The sequence below is a fragment of the Gemmata obscuriglobus genome (genome assembly GCF_008065095.1).
Classification (GTDB): Bacteria; Planctomycetota; Planctomycetia; order Gemmatales; family Gemmataceae; genus Gemmata; species Gemmata obscuriglobus.
Genome location: NZ_CP042911.1, coordinates 5,272,801 through 5,294,487, shown reverse-complemented (window position 1 = coordinate 5,294,487; position 21,687 = coordinate 5,272,801). Strand labels below are relative to the sequence as shown.

Annotated in this window: 17 protein-coding genes and 3 pseudogenes; 7 read left to right on the top strand and 13 right to left on the bottom strand. The window is 66.7% G+C overall.

Features of this window, described 5'->3' with window-relative positions; translation table 11 throughout:
• Nucleotides 1–129 precede the first annotated feature (129 nt).
• On the top strand, nucleotides 130–3,060 hold the full coding sequence (locus GobsT_RS22180) for a hypothetical protein (RefSeq protein ID WP_010048409.1): 2,931 nt from the start codon (nucleotides 130–132) through the stop codon (nucleotides 3,058–3,060).
• A 498-nt stretch (nucleotides 3,061–3,558) separates the two neighbouring features.
• Here the strand turns inward: GobsT_RS22180 and GobsT_RS22175 are convergent, their stop codons facing one another.
• Nucleotides 3,559–4,098, bottom strand: coding sequence for a hypothetical protein (locus GobsT_RS22175; RefSeq protein ID WP_010053624.1), 540 nt, complete (start codon nucleotides 4,096–4,098; stop codon nucleotides 3,559–3,561).
• A gap of 316 nt (nucleotides 4,099–4,414) precedes the next feature.
• On the opposite strand from GobsT_RS22175, the gene GobsT_RS22170 reads away from it, so the two are divergent.
• Nucleotides 4,415–5,230 carry a GNAT family N-acetyltransferase gene (locus GobsT_RS22170; protein ID WP_010053352.1) on the top strand — a complete coding sequence of 272 codons (816 nt, stop codon included), beginning with the start codon at nucleotides 4,415–4,417 and terminating at the stop codon, nucleotides 5,228–5,230.
• A gap of 803 nt (nucleotides 5,231–6,033) precedes the next feature.
• Here GobsT_RS22170 and GobsT_RS22165 read toward each other — a convergent pair.
• Genes GobsT_RS22165 through GobsT_RS22145 form a run of 5 tightly spaced genes read right to left on the bottom strand, consistent with a single transcriptional unit; the run spans nucleotide 6,034 to nucleotide 9,591 of the window.
• Nucleotides 6,034–7,053, bottom strand: coding sequence for a DUF1559 family PulG-like putative transporter (locus tag GobsT_RS22165; protein ID WP_010042445.1), 1,020 nt, complete (start codon nucleotides 7,051–7,053; stop codon nucleotides 6,034–6,036).
• A 44-nt stretch (nucleotides 7,054–7,097) separates the two neighbouring features.
• Complete coding sequence (locus GobsT_RS22160) at nucleotides 7,098–8,615, bottom strand: sulfurtransferase TusA family protein (RefSeq protein WP_010042444.1); 1,518 nt, start codon at nucleotides 8,613–8,615, stop codon at nucleotides 7,098–7,100.
• A 9-nt stretch (nucleotides 8,616–8,624) separates the two neighbouring features.
• Nucleotides 8,625–8,993 (bottom strand): hypothetical protein, encoded by a 369-nt coding sequence (locus GobsT_RS22155; protein ID WP_010042442.1) that lies wholly within the window; start codon nucleotides 8,991–8,993, stop codon nucleotides 8,625–8,627.
• 12 nt (nucleotides 8,994–9,005) lie between these two features.
• Nucleotides 9,006–9,368: a DsrE family protein gene (locus GobsT_RS22150; RefSeq protein WP_010042440.1), complete on the bottom strand. Its 363-nt coding sequence runs from the start codon at nucleotides 9,366–9,368 to the stop codon at nucleotides 9,006–9,008.
• A gap of 1 nt (nucleotide 9,369) precedes the next feature.
• Nucleotides 9,370–9,591, bottom strand: a complete 222-nt coding sequence (locus GobsT_RS22145) for a sulfurtransferase TusA family protein (RefSeq protein WP_010042438.1) — start codon at nucleotides 9,589–9,591, stop codon at nucleotides 9,370–9,372.
• A 426-nt stretch (nucleotides 9,592–10,017) separates the two neighbouring features.
• On the opposite strand from GobsT_RS22145, the gene GobsT_RS22140 reads away from it, so the two are divergent.
• The 3 genes from GobsT_RS22140 (at nucleotide 10,018) to GobsT_RS22130 (ending at nucleotide 13,150) form a co-directional block, all read left to right on the top strand.
• Complete coding sequence (locus GobsT_RS22140) at nucleotides 10,018–11,589, top strand: NBR1-Ig-like domain-containing protein (RefSeq protein WP_010042433.1); 1,572 nt, start codon at nucleotides 10,018–10,020, stop codon at nucleotides 11,587–11,589.
• A gap of 107 nt (nucleotides 11,590–11,696) precedes the next feature.
• Nucleotides 11,697–12,695, top strand: coding sequence for an N-acetylmuramidase domain-containing protein (locus GobsT_RS22135; RefSeq protein WP_010042431.1), 999 nt, complete (start codon nucleotides 11,697–11,699; stop codon nucleotides 12,693–12,695).
• Nucleotides 12,696–12,853: 158 nt separating this feature from the next.
• Nucleotides 12,854–13,150, top strand: a complete 297-nt coding sequence (locus tag GobsT_RS22130) for a hypothetical protein (RefSeq protein WP_010042430.1) — start codon at nucleotides 12,854–12,856, stop codon at nucleotides 13,148–13,150.
• A gap of 169 nt (nucleotides 13,151–13,319) precedes the next feature.
• Here GobsT_RS22130 and GobsT_RS22125 read toward each other — a convergent pair whose 3' ends face one another.
• From GobsT_RS22125 to GobsT_RS22100, 6 genes and pseudogenes are all read right to left on the bottom strand, one after another.
• Entirely contained in the window at nucleotides 13,320–14,063 is a 744-nt protein-coding gene (locus GobsT_RS22125; RefSeq protein WP_010042428.1) for a dienelactone hydrolase family protein, read from the bottom strand.
• Nucleotides 14,060–14,866: an ADP-ribosylglycohydrolase family protein gene (locus GobsT_RS22120; RefSeq protein WP_010042426.1), complete on the bottom strand. Its 807-nt coding sequence runs from the start codon at nucleotides 14,864–14,866 to the stop codon at nucleotides 14,060–14,062. Before GobsT_RS22120 ends, GobsT_RS22125 begins: the two co-directional genes overlap by 4 nt.
• A gap of 167 nt (nucleotides 14,867–15,033) precedes the next feature.
• Nucleotides 15,034–16,204 (bottom strand): annotated as a pseudogene (gene tuf, locus GobsT_RS22115) (elongation factor Tu).
• 9 nt (nucleotides 16,205–16,213) lie between these two features.
• A pseudogene (locus GobsT_RS22110) lies at nucleotides 16,214–16,522 on the bottom strand (hypothetical protein); the annotation flags it as partial.
• Nucleotides 16,523–16,543: 21 nt separating this feature from the next.
• Nucleotides 16,544–17,977, bottom strand: a complete 1,434-nt coding sequence (locus GobsT_RS22105) for a transposase (RefSeq protein ID WP_162097345.1) — start codon at nucleotides 17,975–17,977, stop codon at nucleotides 16,544–16,546.
• Nucleotides 17,978–18,119: 142 nt separating this feature from the next.
• Nucleotides 18,120–19,052, bottom strand: a pseudogene (locus GobsT_RS22100) (ISKra4-like element ISGob7 family transposase); the annotation flags it as partial.
• Between the two features lie 694 nt (nucleotides 19,053–19,746).
• Here GobsT_RS22100 and GobsT_RS22090 point away from each other — a divergent pair.
• Together GobsT_RS22090 and GobsT_RS22085 are read left to right on the top strand one after the other, a co-directional pair.
• The gene (locus tag GobsT_RS22090) at nucleotides 19,747–20,040 is read left to right on the top strand and encodes a hypothetical protein (RefSeq protein WP_010042414.1); all 294 of its coding nucleotides are present in this window, start codon (nucleotides 19,747–19,749) and stop codon (nucleotides 20,038–20,040) included.
• A gap of 323 nt (nucleotides 20,041–20,363) precedes the next feature.
• On the top strand, nucleotides 20,364–21,131 hold the full coding sequence (locus GobsT_RS22085) for a hypothetical protein (RefSeq protein WP_168217239.1): 768 nt from the start codon (nucleotides 20,364–20,366) through the stop codon (nucleotides 21,129–21,131).
• A 238-nt stretch (nucleotides 21,132–21,369) separates the two neighbouring features.
• Here the strand turns inward: GobsT_RS22085 and GobsT_RS22080 are convergent, their stop codons facing one another.
• On the bottom strand, nucleotides 21,370–21,642 hold the full coding sequence (locus GobsT_RS22080; RefSeq protein ID WP_010042408.1) for a hypothetical protein: 273 nt from the start codon (nucleotides 21,640–21,642) through the stop codon (nucleotides 21,370–21,372).
• Nucleotides 21,643–21,687 lie beyond the last annotated feature (45 nt).

The following is a 21,687-nucleotide window of genomic DNA, read 5'->3' as shown; positions in this document are numbered from 1 at the left end:
CGCCCGCGCTCGATCAACCGAGTTTATCGGCTTTACCCCGCATGCCGACGCGCTTAGCGTGAAAGGTGCGGGCGCCGACCTGCCATCCAACTCGGACTCGCCGCAATCGGCCGTAAGAGGAGACACACGGTGAGAACCGCTTCGTTCCTCGCTTTCGGACTGGCCCTGTTCGCCCTCGCGCTCGGCGGGGGCGCCGGCGCCCAGCCGCCGAGGGGGCCGGCCCTCAAGCCGCTCGAAATTTACGAGCGGTTCCGCGCCACCGTGGGCGAGGGCAAGTACGACGTCGCCGGCCTCTTCCTGGACGAGTTCCTCAAGAGCGGCCCCACCGACGCCGACTACCTCGAGATCGAGCGCAAGTACGGCACCACGGTGTTCCAGACGCTCCGCACGATCCCGAAGTACTCCGACGACCCGGCCACCGAGAAGCAGATCCGCGCCAACATCGAGCTGGTCAACAAGAACGCGCAAGCGGTGACCGCGAAGGTGCTGTACAAGCCGGAGCGGGTGGCCAAGTACGTCCGCAACCTCGGCGAGACCTACGAGGAGAAGCAGTTCGCGCAGTTGGAACTCAAGCGGACCGGCGAGTACGCGGTCCCGTTCCTCATCGACGCGCTCCGCGCCAACCCGAGCAAGGAGCTGGCCGCGGGCATTCTGGACACGATCCCCGTGCTCGAAGGCCCGACGATGGCGGGGTGGGTCGCGGCGCTCGACGTGTTTACACCGGATCAGCAGTACGGCGTGCTCGTTTCGCTGGCGCGCCGGCGCGACGTGCGCGACCTGCTCAACAACGCCCAGACCGATTTCGTCCCGTTCCTGTGGCGCGTGCTGTCTCGTCCGCGGAGCGAGAGCTCGACGCTCCACGACCTCGCGGCGCAGTTGCACAACGAGCTGGTGCCCGGCCCCAAGGCCGACACCAAGCGGCCGGAAGTCGAGCTGACCGCCTTCGCCCGCAAGTATTACGACCACAAGGGCAGGTACTTCGGTGCAAAAACCAACCCGGACGCCAGCGCCGCGCTGGTGCCGGTGTGGGTGGTGCAACCGGGGGAGGTGCCCCGGGTCGTGCGGCTCGCCGACGTGCCCGTGGGCCAGGCGGAAGAGTACTACGGCCTGCGCTACGCCCGCTGGGCGCTGGACGTGCGGCCCGACTACGAGCCGGCTCAGGCCCTGATTCTCGCGCTGGCCGCGGAGCGGGCCGTCGAGCGGGCCAAGTACGCCCCGCTCGCGGCGACGGAACCGGCGGTGTACAAGCTCCTGTCCGAAGCGCCGTCGCGGGCGCTGATCGAACTGCTGTCCCGCGGACTGGCCGAGAAGCGCACCCCGCTGGTCCTGGCCATGGTTCAGGTGCTCGGGGACCGCGCCGACCGCGAGGCCGCGACCCCGCCCGCGGGGACTTCGCCGAAGCCGTCGCTGCTGGTCCGCGCGCTCGGCTACCCGGACCACTCGGTTCAGTTCGCTGCGGCCAGTGCCCTGTTGCGCAGCCCGGTCCCGGTGCCGCCCGAGGCGAAGGTGCAAATCGTCGAGATCCTGCGCCGTGCCGCGAGCTTCGACGGCGGCAAACCGGGGGAGTCGAAGGGCACCGCGCTGCTAGTCGATCCGGGTAAGTTCCGGGCCGACGCGAACGCCTCGCTGCTCCGCGGGTTCGGCTACGATGTCGAAATTCTGGGCTCCGGGCGGGACCTGCTGCGGCGCGTCGCGCGGTCGTCCGACTTCGATCTGATCTTCATCGACCACCACGCCGCCAACCCCGAGCTGATCGAACTCGTCGGCCAACTCGCCGCCGACCCGCGTGCGGCCGCCCGCCCCGTGTTCGTGATCGCCTCCCCGGACAAGCCGCGCTCGCCGACGTTCGACCAGTTGCTCCTCCGGACGGCCGAACTGCTTGCCGCGACCGAGAACGACGTCCTCGGTTTGGCCGACCCGTACGTCCCGGACGCGCGCTACAACGCCGACGAGCAGGCCAAACTGCGAACTGAGGTCCAGCGGCGCCGCGACACCGTGCTCCGCGATGCCGCCAAGGGCCGCGCCGCCCGGTTGCAGCGGGTCATCGACACCCTGCCGATCGCGCTCTCCGACAGCCAGAAACGGCTGCTGAACCTCCGGCTGCTTCTCGTGAGCTACTCCGTTCTGGCCGCCGAGTTCGCCGTGTCCCCGGAATCGGCGCCCGGCACCGTGGGGGAAATGACCCGGCTCCGGAACCAGATCGCCGCCCAACCGCCGTCGGCCCAGTACTCCGCCACCGGGTTGGCGTCTTCCGACCTCATGAAGCTGATCGAGCGGTTCGAGCTTGATGTCGCGAAGGTGAAGGGGGCTCAGGACAAGTACGACGCGCTCCGCTCGAAGGTCGACCCGGTCGAGATCGGGCTCGCGGTTGAACCGTTCCGCGATCCCGTTCTTGAGGCCCGGTTGTCGCGGCTCTTGAAGGAGTACCCCGAAGTCAAGGTCATCACCGAGCCGTACAGCAAGCTGGCGCTGGAGCCCGAGTTCAAGGTGCTGTTCGCCGACCCGATGATGGTCCCCCGCGAGGCACCGGTGAAGAAGGCCGAGTCCCGGGCCGCGATCGAGTTCCTGCGGCAGATGGCGGTCGGCGATCTGCCGGGGTACGATTTCAAACTCGCGGAAGCGGAACTGCGGAACGCCGTTGACGTTCCGACCGATGTCGATCGCGCGTCGGCCGCGGTGGACGCCGTGGAGCGGCTGAAGTCGGCAGCGGCTCAGCAGTCCCTGCTCCAACTCGCCACGCGGACGATCGGTGAGCCGCCCATCGGCCTGCGGCGCAAGGCCGCGGACGCCGCGATTCGGCACGTCCGCGCTTACGGGCGGCTGGCCCCCCAGGCGTCGATCGATGAGGTCGTGCGTGAGGCCACCCCGGGAACCGCCAAAGACTCCGAACTGCTCGCGAAACTGCTCACGCTGAAGGGGATGCTCGCGTACCACGCCGGCAACTTCGCTAACGACCTGAAGAACTACAACCCGCCCGTCCTACCTCCGACTCCCAAGAAGGCACCCGAGCAGAAAGAGCCTGAGAAAAAGCAGCCCGAGAAGAGCGACGCGCCGCAGTAATCCGGATACACGACTGAGACCTCGGAACAGAACCGGGCGGCGTGTGGCGGTGACGCAAACAACGTCACCGCCACACGCCGCCCGGTTCTGTTACACAGCGGTTTTGAAGTCGCAGCGACCTCACTCGTCCCGAGTTCCAGTTGGGAAGCGATCCGGCACAAGCTCCGGATCGCTCGTGGGCCGTTTGGTTTTACGTTGGACCCAGAACGTGAGACCACTGAGATTCAGTCGTCTCGCCTTGATGATCGAGTGTTGTTGCGTTCAGAAGCGATGAGGATTGGGGCGGCGACGAACCGCAAAGGGCATTCGCCCGATGCGGAATCGAACGTGCGGCCTTACCAGTTCTTTGAATACGGCTTGAGCCCCCGGAAATGAGCCGCAAAGGGTTCGCCGCCTGGGGCGGGAGGGGGGCGGAGGGAACACAAAAGCTGAGCGAGTCCCGCTCTCTTTGTGTTCCCTCCGCCCCCCTCCCGCCCCAGGCGGCGAACCCATCGTGCCTTAGCCGATCAGCTTCGCGAACGCCCGCCGGACGCCCGCGTGGCCCTCGTGGGCGTTGAGCCAGTTGGCGTCCGCTTCGAGCGGCACCCGCAGCCCGCCTTCGCCGCGGTCTTCGGCCCGCGCGAGGTACTCCGGGACCGGGAAATAGTAGCTGGTCTGTTCCTCGCCGTTCTCCAGCAGGAACGCCACGACCGCGTTCACATCGGCCAGGCTCTTCAGCTCGTCCCGCTTGATGTCGAGGCCCTGGACGCAGGCCGCGATCTTCACCGGTACGAATTGGGTGTGAGCCCGGTTCGCGGCGACCAGGTTCACGCCCTTGTTGACCACCGACAGGTACGCCCGCATCCCGTTCACGATCAGCGCGCTGGCGACCGCGCCGCCGTGGCCCTCCAGGTCGAGGATCATCCCGTTATCGGCGCGGCGCACGGGCGCCGCGACCGGGGCGTCGAGCGGCTCGATCGGTTCGAGCGACTCCTCCGGGAGGGCGGCTTCCTCTTCGTCTTCTTCGATTCGCGGCTTCTTGGTCTTCGTTCTTGGCATAACTCACCTGAACCAGATTCCGAAACGACTAGCGTAGGACGCGGCCCGAACTTGTCGAGCCGGCCCCCAAACAGATTTCGCACGGCGCACGTGCGCGCGGCGCCGGATGAACTTGCACGATAGCGCAGCGGGCCGCGGAATCAACACCACTTGACCGAAATTCGCGGCCGGCGGTTCGCGCGATCCACACGGGCGTGAATAGTTCTGGAAACATGTTATACGCGCGCCGCGGGCGCCCGCGGCAAGTGCCCGCCGCGGTTGGGGTGGTTTCGTATCATCCCTCAATAAGCGTTGGGGACACGAGAGGCGAGAGACGATGGCGCGGTGGCTGCTGGACCTGCGGTCGGTGTGCGGGCACCCGTGGCGGCTCGGGCTGGCGACCGAGCCGCACGAACTGGATGCCGTGTTCAAGCTCCGGTACGACGTGTTCGTCGCGGAACAGGGCTACAACTACGTCGGCACCGACCGCGGCCCCGGGCGCGACGCCGACCAGTTCGACGCCTGGTGTGACCAACTCTTCCTCTTCGATGACGACCGGCAGCGGGTGGTGGGCACGTACCGGGCGATCAGCGGGCCGAGCGCGGTCGCCAACGGGGGGTTCTACGCGTCCGACGAGTTCGACCTGGCTCCGCTGAAGCCGATCGCGCACGAGATCCTCCAGGGGGGCCGCGCGTGCGTCGCGGCCGAGTACCGCAGCACGCTCGCGTTCCAGTACCTTTCTTACGGCATGGAACTGCTCCTCCGCGAGTACGGCTGTAAGTACCTGCTCGGCGCCGACAGCTTTCGCGCCGACGCGGACGAGCTGAACCGCATCTACTCGTACCTGTTGCGGCACCGGATGGACCCGGAGTGGGCGGTCGAGCCGTGGCCGCTGAACCGCGTGGGAAGCTTGCGCGAGGTGCCCGTGTCCCCTGCGGATGAGCGCACGCTGCCCGAAATCGTCCGCATGGATCTGCGGCTCGGGTTCCTGGCGTGCAGCCCGCCGGTGTGGGACCCGGGGTTCGGGTGCTACGACGTGCTCATGTTGGGCCGCCGCGACCGGCTCACCCGGGCGTACACGGGCGTGGTGCAGCGGCTCGAACGGCTCATCGCTTCGGGGCGGTCAAACGCGGCGAGCGGGGCCGAACCGTAACGGGTCAAGGGGCCAGGAGGCGGCCGCGTTTTAAAGGCTTCGAGTCAAAAGTCGTCAGGTTAGTAAGTCGTAAAGTCGCAAATTATTGCGGCTGATTGATTTGTGACTTTGTGACTTTCGACGATCGGACTTTTGGCCCGAAACCTTCATTCACGGTCCGGCTGGTTGTGTCTGTTTCTTGTGGCACAGACATTCCTGTCTGTGCGGCGCGATAAGGCCGCACAGACAGGAATGTCTGTGCCACAAAGACAAAAACCGAAACGCACACCAACAGCCGGTTCGGCACCCAGAGGGCAACGGTTTGGCTCGGCTGCGATACTCACGGGAAGATGCTCAAGCTGAGGCAATCCGTCGGGCCGCGGCTTTCGTCGCTAATCGGCCGGACTGCCACGAGTGGCGGCTCCGTGGGGCGTCCCCGAACCCACTGGTTCCACCGAGTCGAGCATCCAAACACCCCGTTGCGTGGCTCGTCCTGTTCGCCCCGGTCCCGCCAGACGGCAGTGTGATTGACGGCGGCGAACTGTTCGTGGCTGTCGATCTGGAGTCCGAATCGGTCGGGTTACGCTGGGGACTGTAAAGACCGGCCGAACCCGGCACTGCACCTGACACCACCGTCGGGTTTGTGACGCGCTGCTCATCCGGTGATGGCGGTGCAGGTGAACTGTAAGCTCGTGTGCAAGGTGGTTCGCCCGCTCCCGAGTCAGGCTTCGCGCACGGATGAGATTTCCGTTGGCGGGGTGACAACAGCCCGCTCGCAGAGCGGGCTCTGCAGAAACGCACGTTCCGTCCTCAACAGACGCTTCTCAATCCGGAGCAATCACTTCGCCGTCGGCCGGCGTTTCACCCGCGGACCAGTTCGGGTCGCTCACGCCGCTACTGATAAACCGTACTGAGCCGTCGGCGAACGCCACATGGATGCCCGACGAGCTAATGCTCTGCGATTTCAGGCAGTGCGCGTTGTTGGGCGGCGGCGCGAACTCCGGGCGCAACATGCACCGGCACATCCACGGCGCGGTGCCGGTCCACGCGGTCGTCACCGGGCCGCCCTTGTTCACGAACCCGGTGCGCGGCCAGTAGCCGTTCACGTACAGCGATGTGGCCGCCAACCCGTTTGCCCACTGCGCGTCGCCCGGGTACTGCCCGACCGCCAGCGCCGGTGTGAAGTCGTTCGGGATCGTCCGCGGGTCGACGCCGTAGCCCCACAGGGTGGCGCCGAACATCGGGTTCCCGCTCGGCCGCGTCGCGACCGCGTACTTCTCGTTGAAGATGATCGTGTTCGACAGCCCGTCCTGGATCTTCGTCAGCCGGGCGCCCTGGTCGCCGAACACCTGCCAGTTGGCCGAGTAGCTGCTCAGCCCCCACGTGGTGTTGGCCGAGTTCGCCCACGCCGGGTACGGGTTCGCGGTGCCGGTCGAGGCGGCCCAGGAGGGCGCGGCCGTGGGCAGGTCGAACACGCCGTCGCCGGTCATCGTGCGGTCCGCCGGGTGCCGCAGCACCTTGAGCGGCTGCGCCCGGGCGGCGTCCGGCCCGAGGTTGTACACCGCGCTCTGCTCGAAGTGCGGCAGCAGGTGGTAGAAAACCGAGCCCGAGGTGCCGCTGCCGCGGAGCTGGCCGAAGATCGGCGGGGTGGTTTCGTGGTTTGCCTCGAAGCTCCGTGTCGCCAGCGCGATCTGCTTCAGGTTGTTCTGTGATTGCGACCGCGCGGCGGCTTCCCGGACCTTCTGGACCGCCGGGAGCAACAGCCCGATCAGCACCGCGATGATCGCGATCACCACGAGCAACTCGATCAGCGTGAAGCCCTTCGACCTTGAGTTCCGAACCACGGGGAGCCCTCCTGATGCGAATCCTGTGGCCGATCCGACGCGGATCAGCCCAACCCGTACCGCGCGCGGAGCACGCGCGCGGCCTGTGCGATCGCCCCGAGTTTCGCCTCGGCCACTCCGGCCGATGACACGGGGCTGTCCGCGAACGTGGCGAACCCGCAGTCGGGGTTGAGGAGCACCCGCTCGGGGCCGAACAGCTCGGCCGCCGCGGTCGCCTTCGCCACGATTTCGTCGATCGGTTCGACGCGGTCGAGCTTCTGGTTCACGACGCCCACCCCGACCCGGCACCCTTTGGGGAGGTCCGCCAGCGGGGCCAACTCGCCGGCCCGCGGGGTGGCGAGTTCGAGGAAGAGCGTGCCGACCGGCAGTTCCGCGAGCAGCGGCACGAGCGGCGTGTACGGCCCGGACAGCGCGACGCTCTCGTCCCGCGACCAGTTCCCGCGGCACACGTGGAGCGCCACCCGCTCGCGCGGCAGTCCGTCCAGCACCGCGCGAAGGAGCTGCGCCGCGAACGCGAGTTCCTCGGCGAGCGCCCGGCGCTCGCTCAGCGCGCCGCACATGAACGACTGCCGGGCGGTCGGGCGCGCGAACACGACTTCCGTCAGAACGGGCTCGTCGAACTGCACGACCGCCGCGCCGGCGGCGAGGAGGTCGTTGGCCTCGGCGCGGAGGGCCGAAACGATGTCGCGGGCGAGCGCTTCGCGGTCCAGGTAGGCTTTGTCGGAGACGCACTCGAGCCACATCGTGCGTGTGAGCAGGTACGGCCCCGGGAGCGCGACTTTGACCGGTTTCGCCGTGACGGCGCGGGCGAAGTTCAACTCGTGACCCGTGAGCGGGCGTGAGCGTGCCAGCCGGCCGAACACCGCGGGGTGACGCACCTTTTCGGCAGGCACATCCAGGGCGCGCAACTCTTCCGCGAAGTGTTCGGGGTCTGTGACGTAGGGCAACAGGTCGGTGATCGGGATGAGCTGGCAGTTGTCGAGCCGGGTGGCGACGAAGCTGGCGTAGTTGTCGCGGCGCTGCTCGCCGTCGGTGACCACGTCAACGCCGGCGCGCTCCTGGGCCGCGACCGCGAGCCGGACCGCGTCGTCGGCGTACTGCTGGAACTCGTCCTCCGGGAGCCGCCCCGCCAGGCGTTCGTGCAGCGCCCGGACCAGCCACGCCGGCCGCGGCCAACTCCCGACACCCATCACAGCGAAGGGCTTGATCGTGCCCGGGGCCGCGGCCGTTTCGGTTGGCGACGGTCCCGCCGGAATGCGCTCGCGGTCAACGGGGTGGCGCGGTGCGGGAGCGGTACTGGACGCCGTGCCGGCTTTGCGAATCAGGTAGCTGCGCACATCACCCGAGCGCGTGCGTGACAACAGGGCGTTGCCGGTGAGCCGCGCCCACGCGGGTAGGTCGTCTTCCACGGACGATTCGGACGAGCGCACTTCCAGCACCTGACCCGGTGTGAGCGGGTCGATGTGCCGGCGGATCAGCAGGAGCAACCCGTTGCCGCAGTCGAGGTTGCCGCCGTCGAAGCTGGCGTCCGGCGGGACCGTGTGTCGTTCGGACCAGTCCATCGGTGGAACTCAAAAGTACGGATCGCGGGACACCACCACGGGGGCGCGCAGTGCGACGGCGTACACGGCCTCGCGCTCGCTCGACTTGCCCTTCTTGTCTTTCAACTTCAGCACGACGGTGACGCGGACCACGTCCTTGTCCGAACCGTCCACCTTCCCGACCGTGTAATCGGTGAGGGCGTGCGTCGCGCGCAACTCGTCCGCGAAGTCCACCGGGTCCGGGCGCGCCTTGAGCTTCTCGGGGGCCTCGTTCGCCTTCCACCCGTCGAGCGCGGCGGTCACCGCGGCGCGGGCGCGCTCGACCTCCGACGCCGGGCGGCCGGGGGCACCGCACCCGGTTACGAGTGCGGCGACGGCCAGTGGGATCAGGTTCCGCATGGGTTCCTCGCGCTAGTACGAGAGGCTCGGGCAGCCCGTGCTCATGAACTCCACCAGCTTCGCCCCACCGACCATGACCGCGCCTGCGACCAGCGCGGTCTCGTCCAGCTTGCGCTTCTTGAAGCACGGGGAGCAGACGTAGATCTTTCCGCCGGCCGCTGCGAAGTTCGCCATGAGTTCCTTGAGCGGGGCGAAGCCCTCTTCGGCGATTTCATCGGCGTACCCGGCCACCGCGACCCGGACGCCCTCGGTGCTGAGGAACACGACGGTTTCCTGGTCCGACGCGACGGCCGCGTTGGCCACCACGAACGCCACGGTGGCCTTGTCGGGGTTGTCCTTCGCGCAGGTCAGGTTGATGCAGAATTTGCCGGGCATGTCAGTTCTCCCTTCGCTGGATGACGTAAATCGGGTGCCGGGCCGAAACGAGCGCGTGCCGGGTGAGCCGGCACCAGGCGGGGATGTCTTCCGGCGCCGCCGCGTCGGTCGCGCGCACGGTGAACCGTGTGCCCGGCGCGAGCGGCAGTAACCGCATCCGGAGCAGCATGACCAGCTCGCCGCAGCCCATGCCGCCGGCGTCCCAATCGGGTTCGTCGTTCATCCGTGCGCTCAAGGGGAAGGAATCAGTTCCCGTAAACGAGCGTGCCGAAATCCGATTGCCGCGCCTGCCGCTCGCTTCGCGCGGCGCGGGCGTTGGCTCCCACCTTCCTGCTTGGAGAAGGTTGGGGAAGGAGCGTTCGGGTGCTGTTGGGAAACGGACCGTTTCGAGAGTGACCGCGCATCAGCCGCGGCTACACGGCCCGCACTCAGGTGAAGCCCGTGTCTTCGACCGCGAAGACCGGCACCGCGACGAGTGCGAACTCGTCGCGTTGGGTGCCGGCGTTGGGGCGTTGGAACGGCATCGTGACGAGAATTCCGGCGACGAGGCTTCGGCGCTCTGTTCGGAATAGGATACGCCTCGGGCGCCGGGGCCGCAACGGTTCGCGCGGCCTTGTTACCGTCGAGCCGTCCGCAAGGAGAACCCGTCATGAGTCGCATGTGCTTCGCCGTCGCGCTGCTCGCACTTGCGGGGCCGACCGCCAGCGCTCAGAAGCCCGAGTGGGACGCCAAATACATCAAGATGGAGGTTCCGAAAGAGGTCACCGCGGATCAGGTGTTCGTCGCGAAGGTGACGATGCGCAACACCGGCACCCAGACGTGGAAAGAGGCGCGCGACGTCGTCCCGAGTTCGTTGCACTCGGCCGAGCCCGCGGACAACCTCACCTGGGGGACCAACTTCTTCATCCAGGGACAGGGCGTGGTCGTGGCGCCGGGGCAGGACATCACGTACGCGTCGTACCTGCGCGCGCCGAGCGAGCCCGGTAAGCACAACTTTCAGTGGCGCGTGCACGGCCCGCAGGGGGCGGTCGGCGAGACCACGCCCAAGCTCGAAATCACGGTGCTGAAGCGCCCGGACGCGAAGGACGAGGCGCTGGCCGCGCGGGGGCCGGACGCGGGCGGCAAGCGCCCGCTCACGTTCGACGACTTCGAATACCTCGGGTCGTTCAAGCTGCCGGAGACGGTCGGGAAGGGCGGGGCCGCATTCTCCGAGAGCGGGCTCGCGCTCCGCACCCTGAAGGACGGCTCCCGGCGGCTGTTCATGAACTACACCCACCCCGAAACCGTGATGTTCGAGACGGACATCCCGGACCCGGTCAAGTTCGAGAAGGGCGACGCCGCGCCGCTCAAGACCGCGGCCGTGAAAAAAGAGTGGGGCCATCTCACGAGCAAAGACAAGAAGCAAGGGGCGAACGGCGGGTTCGTCTGGGACGACGAGCGGCAGGTGATGTACTGGACGTACTACCACGGGTACTGGACCGGGGGCGATCTGCCCGTTCTGAACGCGTCGAAGCTGAGCGAAGACGGCACGGTAGCGCCGGCCGGTTCGTGGACGCTGCCGCGGCAGAAGTGGTTCTGGGGCGGGGCGACGCGGCTGCCGAAGTCGTTCGCCGACACGTACACGGGCGGGGCCACCCTCGGCGTCGGGTTCGGGGGGTATTACAGCATCGCCGAGCCGTGCAGCCGCGGGCCGGCGCTCGGTGCCGTTGCGAAGCCCGACCCCGCCAAGGGGCAGGCCGACGTGGTGCCGCTGCTCGGGTACGCACCAACTGTGCCCGCCCCGCGCCCGGGCGACTACTTCAACGCGAACTGTGCGTTCTGGAGCGACCAGCCGACGAGCCGCGCGGCGGGCGCCTGGACCTACTGCGACCACTGCCGGGCGGGGGTGCTGATCGACCTTGCCGACAAACAGGGCTACATCGCGTTCGCGAAGCTGGGCACCGGCCGGCTCGGGTACGACTACGGGCACATCGGCAACGCGGGCGAGGCCCAGTACTGGTACTTCTACGATTCCCGCTCATTAGGCGAGACCGCGAAGGGCACGCGGCCGGTCGGTGTGACCGGCCCGTATCTGGTGCGAGCCGACGTCGGGATGGTCGGGACGGCGTTCGGCGCGTGCTTCGAAGAGGAGACACGCACGCTGTACGTGATGCGCGGGGGCGCGTACCAAGTGGGGCGCGAGATGCACCCGCTGGTTCACGCGTACCGGGTGAAGAAGTGACCGGCGCCGGACCGGCCCCCCGCACGGGCGGGCCGGTCAAGAAGATGGTGATGCGATGCGGAGCAGAACCGGGGCCGCTACCCGGGTTCACAACAGGAGACGGTCGGATGAATCGGTTCCTTTTGCTCGGTGCGGTTCTGGCGGGGGCGTGCGCGTCCGCCTCGGGAGCCGATCCCTCCCCGGAGTTCGCCGTCATCGGGATGGACGCCCAGGTCCGCACCGACCCGCCCAAACTCGCGCCGAGCGGTAAACGCGCTCCGTATGGCGGTCGTGTTACGGTGCTCGAAGAGAAAACGGTTGACGGGAAGGTTTACGCGAAGGTGCAGCAGAGCGGCGGTGCGAAAACGGTGTACGGCTGGACCGCGAAAACGAACCTCGGCAGCCCGAAGGAGTTCGACCCCGCGATGGCGCCGGGTGACGAGGTCGATACCGAACCGCTCAAGGGCCTTGAAGCGGTGATGGGGTCGATTTACAACGCGCGCGGCAAATACCTGTTCGACCGGGCCAAGGAACTGGGGGCGTCGCCCGCGGCGCTGGCGGCGGTGCTGAAGGTCGAGTCCGGCGGGCGCGGGTTCGGGCCGGACGGGCGAACCATCGTCCGGTTCGAGAACCATACGTTCTGGGGCCAGTGGGGGAAGGCGCACAAGGACACGTTCGACGCGCACTTCAAGTTCAACCCCGACAAGGGCTGGCTCGGGCACCAGTGGCGCAAAACCGCCGCCGGCCCGTGGGTCGACGAGCACAAAAACCAGGCCGGCGAGTGGGAGGTGCTGGAGTTCGCGCAGACGCTGGACAAACCCGCGGCGCTGAAATCCGCGAGTTACGGCGCCGGGCAGATCATGGGCTTTAACCACAAAACGGTCGGCTACGCGACTGTCGAAGAGATGGTGAAGGCGTTCGACCGCGGCATCGAGCCCCAGTTGGACGGCATTATTGCGTTCATCAAGACGCACCCGAACTGTCTGAAGGGGCTAAAAGAGAACGACTTTACGCTGTTTGCGGGGTGCTACAACGGGCGCGGAAAGGAGGCGGAGTACGGGCGACTCATCAAGGACGCGGCGGAGGCGTACACGAAGGTGACGCGGGGGAAAAAGCTCGGCGGGTGAAGTAACCGGGGCGTGTAGGGAAAAAAAGAAGTGTTCCGTCATCTGTCCCTTGCCCTCAGAGCGGTCGGGAGTTAAAGTCGTCTATAACTCGCTCTGGTCCACTGTCTGACTCGCGTTCGCTACAACCCATTTTTTTACGCCTCGCAGGGAGAGCTCCCGTGCCCGTACGCCCTACGTCCCACTTCACGTGGCAAGTGCTCCGCACCGCCAAGCGCAGCAAGAAGCCCCTCACCGGTCGCGCGCTCCGGCTGGCCCCGACCCGCAACACCAAGGACGGCTCGTTCCTGACGGCGCTGGTGACCGAAGGGCTGTTGGAGCGCGTGGCCGGGTCTGAGGACGAACCGTTCGACGCCACCTACTCTCTGACGGAGAAGGGCAAGCACGCGGCCGAGTACGGCGAGTACGAGTACGACCTGAAGCGGGCCGAGCCGGAGGCGGCGGGGCGGAGCCGGTGAGCCCGCGGCGTGTCACTTCGCACGCGACCGCATCTGAAACGGACGGCGCATTGGGCGCTCCTTGCCCCCACCCAGAGTGGTGGCGTCAGACTTGCTCGTGAGTTGATCGGATTCTTGTAGACCGCGCCGGAACGGCGCGGTCTACCGACAGAGATACCTCAAAGCCGAATCACAACGCTCGCCGGAACAGGTCGGTGGCGAGCCCGAGTGCGGAACGCGCCGCGCTCGGGTCGTACCGCTCCCCCTCGTCACGCAGGAACGCGTGCGCGGCGTTGAACTCGTGCCAGGTGAACCACACGCCGGCGTCGGTGAGTGTATCGTAGATCAGCCGCCGGCCCTCGCGCGGAACGTGCGGGTCTTGCCGGCCGAACACCATCAGCAACTCGCCCCGCACGTCCTTCGCTCGCGCGAGCGAATCGCTTCCGCCTTTGCCAAGAGTTCCGGAGTGAATGTCCGTCGGATAGAAGCACGCCGCGGCCTTCACATCGGGTAGCAGCGCGGCGCGAAAGGCGAGGTGCCCGCCGAGACAGATGCCCACCGCCCCGACGCTTCCTGTGCAACCCGGGTGCGCCTTGAGGGCGTCCACCGCGGCGCGGGCGTCCGCGTCGAAGTCGCTCATCGGGATGATTTGCTTGAGGGCGTTGCCGCGGTTCTTGCCGGGGTCGTCGTACCCGAGCACGCACCCGGCCGGTTCGTGGGCGTGGTACACCTCCGGCACCGCGACCAGATAACCCGCGCTGGCGAAGTTGAACGCCAACCGGCGGACCGGCGGGGTCTGCTGGAAGATCTCGGAGTACAGCACCAGCCCCGGGCGCGGCGCGGGCGGGCGGCCCGGTTCCGACGGGGCGTAGAAGTACGTCCGCATCGGCCCGGTGGGGGTGTCGATGTCGAGTGCGGAGTCGGTCACGATCATGAGTGCGTCTTCCGGGGCGGTTTGTGCCAGATCTTGTGTCCGAACACGCGGCTGAACTCGTTCACGATCGCCCGGAGCCGGCCGTCGAGCCGCTCCAGCGCCGGCGCGGCGATGTGCTCCGGGACCCCGCCGTAGAACGCTTCCGCGACGGCCCCGGCGATGGCGGCCATCGTGTCGGCGTCGCCGCCGAGCGAGATCGCGTTGCGGACCGCGTCCTCGTAGCTCTCCGATTCGAGGAACGCGACGAGCGATTGCGGCACCGACCCCTGACACGATACGTCGAACGCGTACCCCGGGCGGATGTCGTCGAGCCGGGCGCTCAGGTCGTAACCGAACTCCGATTCGATGTGCGAGCGGATCTCGTCTTTCGATTTTCCGGTGCGTGCCAGGAACACGGCGACCGCAGTCGCCTGTGCGCCCCGCACCCCTTCCGGGTGGTTGTGAGTCACGTCGGCGCTTTGTCGGGCGTGGCTCATCACGTCTTCGAGTGTGTCGAACGCGATCCCGACGGGCGACACCCGCATGGCCGAGCCGTTGCCCCAACTGTTGTACGGCTCGCGCTCGAACGTCCCGGCCCAGCGGATGAACGTGCCGCCGAACCCCGCCAGCGGGTACAGGTGGAAATACCGGTGGAACCGGTTGACGTATTCGCCACCGTGGAGCAGCTTTTCCGCCACCGCGACCGTCAGCACGGTGTCGTCGGTGAACCGGCTGTCCTCGACGAACAGGGGGAACTCCTTGGTCTTCGTGCCGGAGCCTTCGTGGACCGAACCGATCACGTCACCGACGATCGCACCGATCATCGAAAACTCCCCGTTCGGGAGACCAAAGGGCAACACAAGAAAGAGTAGCCGCGGGCCGACGCAGATCAAACGCGGATCGGAACTGAAAGAGCCGAACTCGCCTTGCGGTGGTCCGTTCTTCGTTTCGATTCGCGCCGATCTGTATCGGCCCGCGGCCACTTTCGTTGCTACTCCAGCACCTCGCTCACGACCCCGCTGCCGACGGTCTTGCCGCCCTCGCGGATCGCGAACCGGCTGCCCGCCTCCAGGGCGATCGGCCGGTCGAGGTTCACTTCGACGCGGGCGTTGTCGCCCGGCATCACCATCTCAACGCCGGCGGGCATCGTGACCACGCCGGTCACGTCCGTGGTCAGCAGGAAGAACTGCGGCTTGTACCCGCGGAAGAACGGGGTGTGCCGGCCCCCCCTCGTCCTTCCGCAGCGCGTACACCTCGGCGCGGAACCTCGCCCGCGGGCGGATCGACTTCGGCGCGACCAGCACGTGTCCGCGCTGCACCTGGTCCGCCTTCACGCCCCGCAACCGTACCCCGACGTTCAGCCCCGCCTCCGCCACGGCCAGCGGGCGGTGGAACGCTTCCACCCCGGTGACCACCGTTTCCACGGCGTCGCCCGAGCCGAGAAGTTCGACCTTGTCGCCCGGCGCCACCTTGCCCTGCTCGATGAGGCCCGTCACGACCGTACCCAGCCCCTCGATCGAGTAGACCCCTTCCACCGCGAGGAGGAGGGGCTTATCGACCAGACGGACCGGGGCCGGGACGTGCGCGTCGAGCGCGTCCATCAGCTCCGTAATGCACGCCGAGAACGCCGGGTCGCCGGGGTGGTCGAGCGCGCCCTTCGCGTTGCCGCGGACGAACGGCACCGCGTCGCCGGCGAACCCGTACCGCGTGAGCAGGTCGCGGGTCTCGAGTTCGATCAGGTCGAGCAGTTCGGTGTCGCTCACCAGATCGACCTTGTTGACGAACACGACGAGGTGCTCGATGCCCACCTGCCGGGCCAGCAGGACGTGCTCGCGGGTCTGCGGCATCGGGCCGTCCACGGCCGAGATGAGCAGCACCGCGCCGTCCATCTGCGAGGCCCCGGTGATCATGTTCTTCATGTAGTCCGCGTGGCCCGGGCAGTCGGTGTGCGCGTAGGCGCGCGTGTCGGTCTCGTAGCGCACGTGCGCCGCGGCGATGGTGACGGTTTTGGTCTCGTCGCGCCGGGTGCCGCCCTTGGCGATGTCGGCGTACTTCTTGGGCTCCGCGAGGCCCTTGTGGGCCTGCACCGCGAGGATCGCGGCGGTCAGGGTGGTCTTGCCGTGGTCGATGTGGCCGATGGTGCCGAGGGTGCCCCTCTGGATTTTGGCCCGTTATTGGTTTTCCCAAAACCCCTTCCACTCCGGCCCCGCTGCTAATGCCCCCAGTTCGACAAACGGTGCCACATGCCCCAGATTCCATCTCGCCCCAGTTTGTTTCATTCTGATGTTGAGCAATTGCTTAACCGTTCCCTCCACCAACCCGCTTCCAATCGACTGCCCCCGCCGCAAACGCACCGCATAATTCAACCGCCCCTGTCGGCCACAAAAGTAATTCAATACGCCGCCCAAGGCGGCTCCGTCGCCTCCGGCGGGCATCTGCCCGGTCAGTTCTCCGATCCAGTCCACCAACCCGGGATATCCCAGTGCTGTGCACAACTGAGTTCAGGGATCCTCGTTGGGCTTGTGGGCTTGTCGACGCCGTTGGACGGAGGTGTGTGCCCCCTTCTGTTTCGCGGCGTGCGGGTGGGCACGGGGCGCCTTGTTGCGTGTCTTGTCCCAGCCCGGCTTCCACATCGTGCCCAATAACTGATCCAACAACGTTCCCACACTCTCTGCCGTCTGATCCGTCGGGATCAGGGACACGATCATCGACACCTCGACCAACTCCTTGAGCGCGGCCAACTGACGATGCCAGTCCGTGCAGAACTGCGCCGTCGAGAGGTCGTCGATGGTCACCTTCCGCTTCGCAACCACATAGCCCTGGAGGACCTGCACCACGTTCGCGAGGACGAAACACATCGACGCCTGAAACACGGTCGCCTCCGGTGTCGAACCGATGAACCGACCCAGGGCGAAGATCGCCGTCACCTTTTGGAACGTGCCTTCGATGGTCCACCGGATGCGGTACAGGTCCAACAGATCGGTCGCCGGGTATGGGGCCGAATCGAGCAGGTCCGTGAGGATTGTAATCGCTTCGCCCACCGGGCGCGCGACGGTGATCCGCCGGACGTACCGGCGGAGCTTGTCCTTGGGCTTCCCGGCCCACCCCCATTCTTCGACCACGGCTCGTTGGGATGGGTCCGCGGTCGTGACCGCGGGGCGCTTCGGGTCGGGTTCGAACGACAGGGTCCGCGCGTACCGCACCACGAAATGACCATTGTCCTTGGTGAACTCGGCGAAGTGCTTCGACGCACAGAACAACCGATCCCCGACCACCAGTTTCGCCGGACCGCCTCGGGCGTGCACTCGGGGCATCAAATCGGGGATCAGTTTGGCCTCGTTGGTTTCGCCATCGAGATCGGCCGCCATGTCGAGCACCAACCCGTCACGGGGCCGGTACGCCACGAGCAGTTTTCCGCCCAAGAGCTTGCCCGGTGTGCCCCGCGTGTCGACGAGTCGCTTGGCCACCTTCTTGAGACTCTTGCCGTCGAGGATCAGAACCTCCAGGCGGTCGAAGGAGGTCGGAAGGCGGTGCGCGACGACCTCGGGGAACAGGGCGGTGAACCGGTCGGTGACGTCCCGCAGGAACGCTTCGCTCAGGCCCCGGGGGATGCGCCGGAGCTTGCCGTAGAACGCTTCGTGGCACCCGTCGTCGGGTTGCCGGTGGCGTCGCAGGTGGGCCTGCCGCCCCGAGCCCTGGTGTTCGATGAGCGCATCGAAGATCCAGGTGACCAGTTGGGCGAAGGTCACGACGTCCTCATAGCCGCGTCCCCGATGTCGCTCGTAGAGGTCCGCGAGGACCGGGTCGGGAACGCCATAGGCGAAGAGTGCGAGCGACGCGTGGGCCAGTGGCAGGCCCTCCAGGACCTGGCGCGCGAAGTCCGTGGGCGCGTGCGGTTGGGAGCGTGGGACGCGCTGATGAGGTGGCAGAATCACGGTGACCTCCATGTCCCGGGTCGCGGACCCCGCACCACCCCGCGTCCCACGACCACTCGGTTAACCCCAATTTCGTCGCAGTGAAAACCCTAAATCAGCAATCCGCAATCAGTTATACAAATCCAAGATGTGCATAGCACTGGGGATATCCGTCTTCCAGCAGCTTCGACTTGCCCCGGACAAACGCCGTCGCGGCTTGGCCCCCGGGACCGAACACCGCCTTCGCCCCGCTGGCGAGGTACTCCGCCCCATGCCAGAAGTCGAGGACCTGGGTCGCGTCACGGAAGTGCTGCTCGGACACGTTCCACAACCACTCGGCCCCATCCCCCAGTACCGTCATTTGGCTCGAATCGGTCCACTCCAGTCGCGTGGCCTCGTCGTGACACCGCTTCCCGAACAGGCTCGCCTCCTCCACGGCCGCGATCACCGACCGCGCCAACGGGGTTGGCAGGTCGCGTCCCTCCCAGTCCATCGCCGTGGTCGGCGCACTTCGCTCGCGCCGGGCAAAAACGGCCATCTTGAGATCCCGCCAACCGTCCTCCACAGTGTTGACCTTGCCCGCGTCGATGTGCAACTCGCTGTCCACCGGCCGCTCGGTCCTGGCCGCGGCTTGGGCTCGGGTGAAGACTTCAGCGGTCGAGCGGTGTTGCCGGGTGGCGGTGGCCTGGGCCGCCGTGGCGTGGCAGAGTTGCCGGATGGTGTTGTCGTCCAATTCCCAGCCGACCACCTCGGCCAGAGTCACTTCGGCTTTGGCGAAGGACTGTTGGACGCCCAGCAAGACGGCCATCCGACAGGCGCCCGGGGTGACGTAGCCGCTGAGGCCCAGCCCGCGATCGGCTCCGAACTCGCCTTGCCCGCAAGTGGGGCAGTGGAAATACCTCCGCTCCAGCTCAATCGGACCAACGGCGGTCACAACCGTTCGGGTGTGCGGTCCTTTGGAGCGCCCGGGGTGCGTCTTCGCGCAGGTGCGGGCGCGCCCCCTTTTTGCTCGTCCTTCTCGATCCGTGAACCCAAGGCGGCACCGAGTGTGGTCCGCAACAGTTTGCGCCCTTGATCGAGTGCATGCTTCTCGCAGGCGGCCAGGACCGTGCCGTCGGGAGCTTCTTGGGCCAGACGATTCAGGTCCGTGAAATAGCCCAGCAGTTGTTCCAAGGCCAACCGTTCGGATTCGGTACTGTATTCTATAGTCAGCGTCGGCATCAGCATCCCTCCCAGATTGCCACGGCTTCCCCAGCCGGCTCCCATACCGTTCACAAATGCCAAAATCCAGAGGGGCACCCAGGTGCCGACGTTGACGTGAACCTTGCGTGGCTGCATGGTACTGAAGCTCCTCAGCCGCAACGAGCGACTGCGGTGAGCTGGCTTCCCACGCCCGGCCGCAGGTGCGGCCTTTTTTTCACAACGAGTGAATCCAGAGCGGGGCCGCCGGCGGTGCCGACTGGCACAAGACGGACACGATGCGAGGAAAGAGGTTCGCTCCCGGTGCGAGCGTGATACTGTTCGCTTGCGGGACCGGAACCAGTTAACGCAGCGCAACCGCACAAGGTAGGTGTCCAGGGTGTTTGTCGTCCGCAAGGGCGAGCGAATTAATTGAGCCTTGGCGAGCGGGTTCGGATCGGTCATGCTGAGTGCGAGTCCTTGTCGAAGCGGAGACGGACATGAACCCGAGCGACCTGACAAGATGGGGCGCGAGGCTGCTTTAAGTTCGGGGCCTGTGCGGTGGGGTGCTACTGAGCGCTGTCGTCGCCCCGTTGCCGAACCCGTGGCTGATGCTGGCCGCGTTGCTCGTGGTCGGTTTGAGTGGCGTGGTCACTCCGATTCTGCGCGCGCTGGGCTGGCGCAGGTTGGCGGAGCGCGTTCAAGACGTGCCGACCGGCCCGTTTCGTGATGAGGTCGAGATTGCCTTACGTACTGCGCTCAGTAACGGAATGGACCTTCAAGAAGCTGTGAAGTTCCTGCGGGGTGTCAAAGGCTGGGATGTCCTCCAACTTTACCCTGTTGTGGCTGAGGTCGCGGGCATTCCCGAGAAGGACGCCATCCGGCTAGTTGTCTCGACTGTGTGACCCGTCACCGCGGAACCCAGGCGCCACATTTCAGGACTCGGCAAGGCCGCACGGCGTTGGGAGCCGCGACAAGCTGGGAGCAAGGAAGGGAAGCGAAGGCGGTGATGAGTGGGGCAAACGGCTTCGCTGGGAGCGTGAGCGGGCGCGGATCGGTCATGCTGGCTGCGAGAGGAGGGCGGGGCGTGGGCGGGGCTACTCTGATGGCGCTGGTGTTTGTCGGTCTGGTCGTCGCCTGCACTGTGTACTCAGCCGGGTGGTGTGTGTGGTGTCTGGTTCGCCCTTTTGCCGTGCGCTACCGACTCTTGACGCCGACACGGGACGATGTGATCACCCGTGCGTGGGGTGCCGAGCGAGCCGGGCAGTGGGACGACGCACTCGTAGCCTACGAGGCCGTGTTACGCGATCGGCCGGGGGACGAGGACGCCGAGGCCCGACGTGCGGCACTCGTGCAGCGACGACCGGAATTGCTCCCGCAGGCGGAACAAGCCCAACGGGAGCGGCTGGCCGGCCTTGACCCACTGGACGTGCTCGACTGCGTTCAGCCCAATCATACTGACCGGAAACTGTTACTCTTCACCGTCGCTTGCTGCCGCTGTGCCTGTTGCACGCCGAGCGACGACTTGGACACGCTGCTCGCCGAGACCGAGGCCCGCGCTGAGCAACCGCACGCTTCACTGGGTCCGGTGGCCGAGTCAGCGATTGACGCGCACGACGTGCATCAGTTCGCCTCGTCCCAGGCGGAGGCTCGGGTTGCCTTGATAATGACGTCGGTGTTTCCCTGGGCGGGAGCCCACGCCGCGCTCCGGCTGGCACAGGCTGTATGGTCCCGCGAAGAATGCGCCCGGCTTGTCGAATGCGTTTTCGGCCTGCGGGGCCGCACGGCGGCTCTGGCCCCGCAGTGGCTTACCGGCACCGTCGTTGCGATCGCCGCAGACATGTACGAGTCCCGCGACTTCTCCGCGATGCCGATTCTGGCGGACGCGCTCCAGGACGCCGGGTGCGACCGCGCCGACATCCTGAACCACTGCCGCGGGCCGGGGCCGCACGTGCGCGGGTGCTGGGTCGTAGACTTGGTGCTGAACAAGGAGTAGGCACTGCGGACATCTGGGCGCGTCGAACTGGCTTTCTTAGGAGTTACGCAGTTGCCTCTCCGGGCAATCGGTAACGCGGGTCTGATAGATAGGTCCGGACGGCCTCACGGATGATGCTCCATTTAGCTTCGAATCAACTGATGCCGGTACGGAACCGGTGCCACTCGAGCCGCACGAACGCGCGCAACGCGAACCCGATGTGGTTCCGTTGTGAGCGGGTACGGCGGGCTGAGCACCGCTACACTTCGGTGTATTGCTTGAGCCCGCGGTGGTATTCCTCGATCGCCCAGGACCGCTCGGCGTACGTGACCCGAACGAGCTCATCCATGGTCAGGTCGTTGGTGATCCCGTGTTCCGTGTCGCCATTTGTGGCCACGAGCCGGAACGCCTTCACGAGCCCAAACCCTTCGACATGAACAATGGTGCCGGTGCTCGCGATCGGTTGCTCGCAGATCGGCTTGTTATCCGTACGGTCGATGTCGACCCGCCGATTGGACCGCACTTGGGTCAAGAAATGCCACCCGTGGTTGCGACTCCAGTAGTTTCAAGTTGGCGG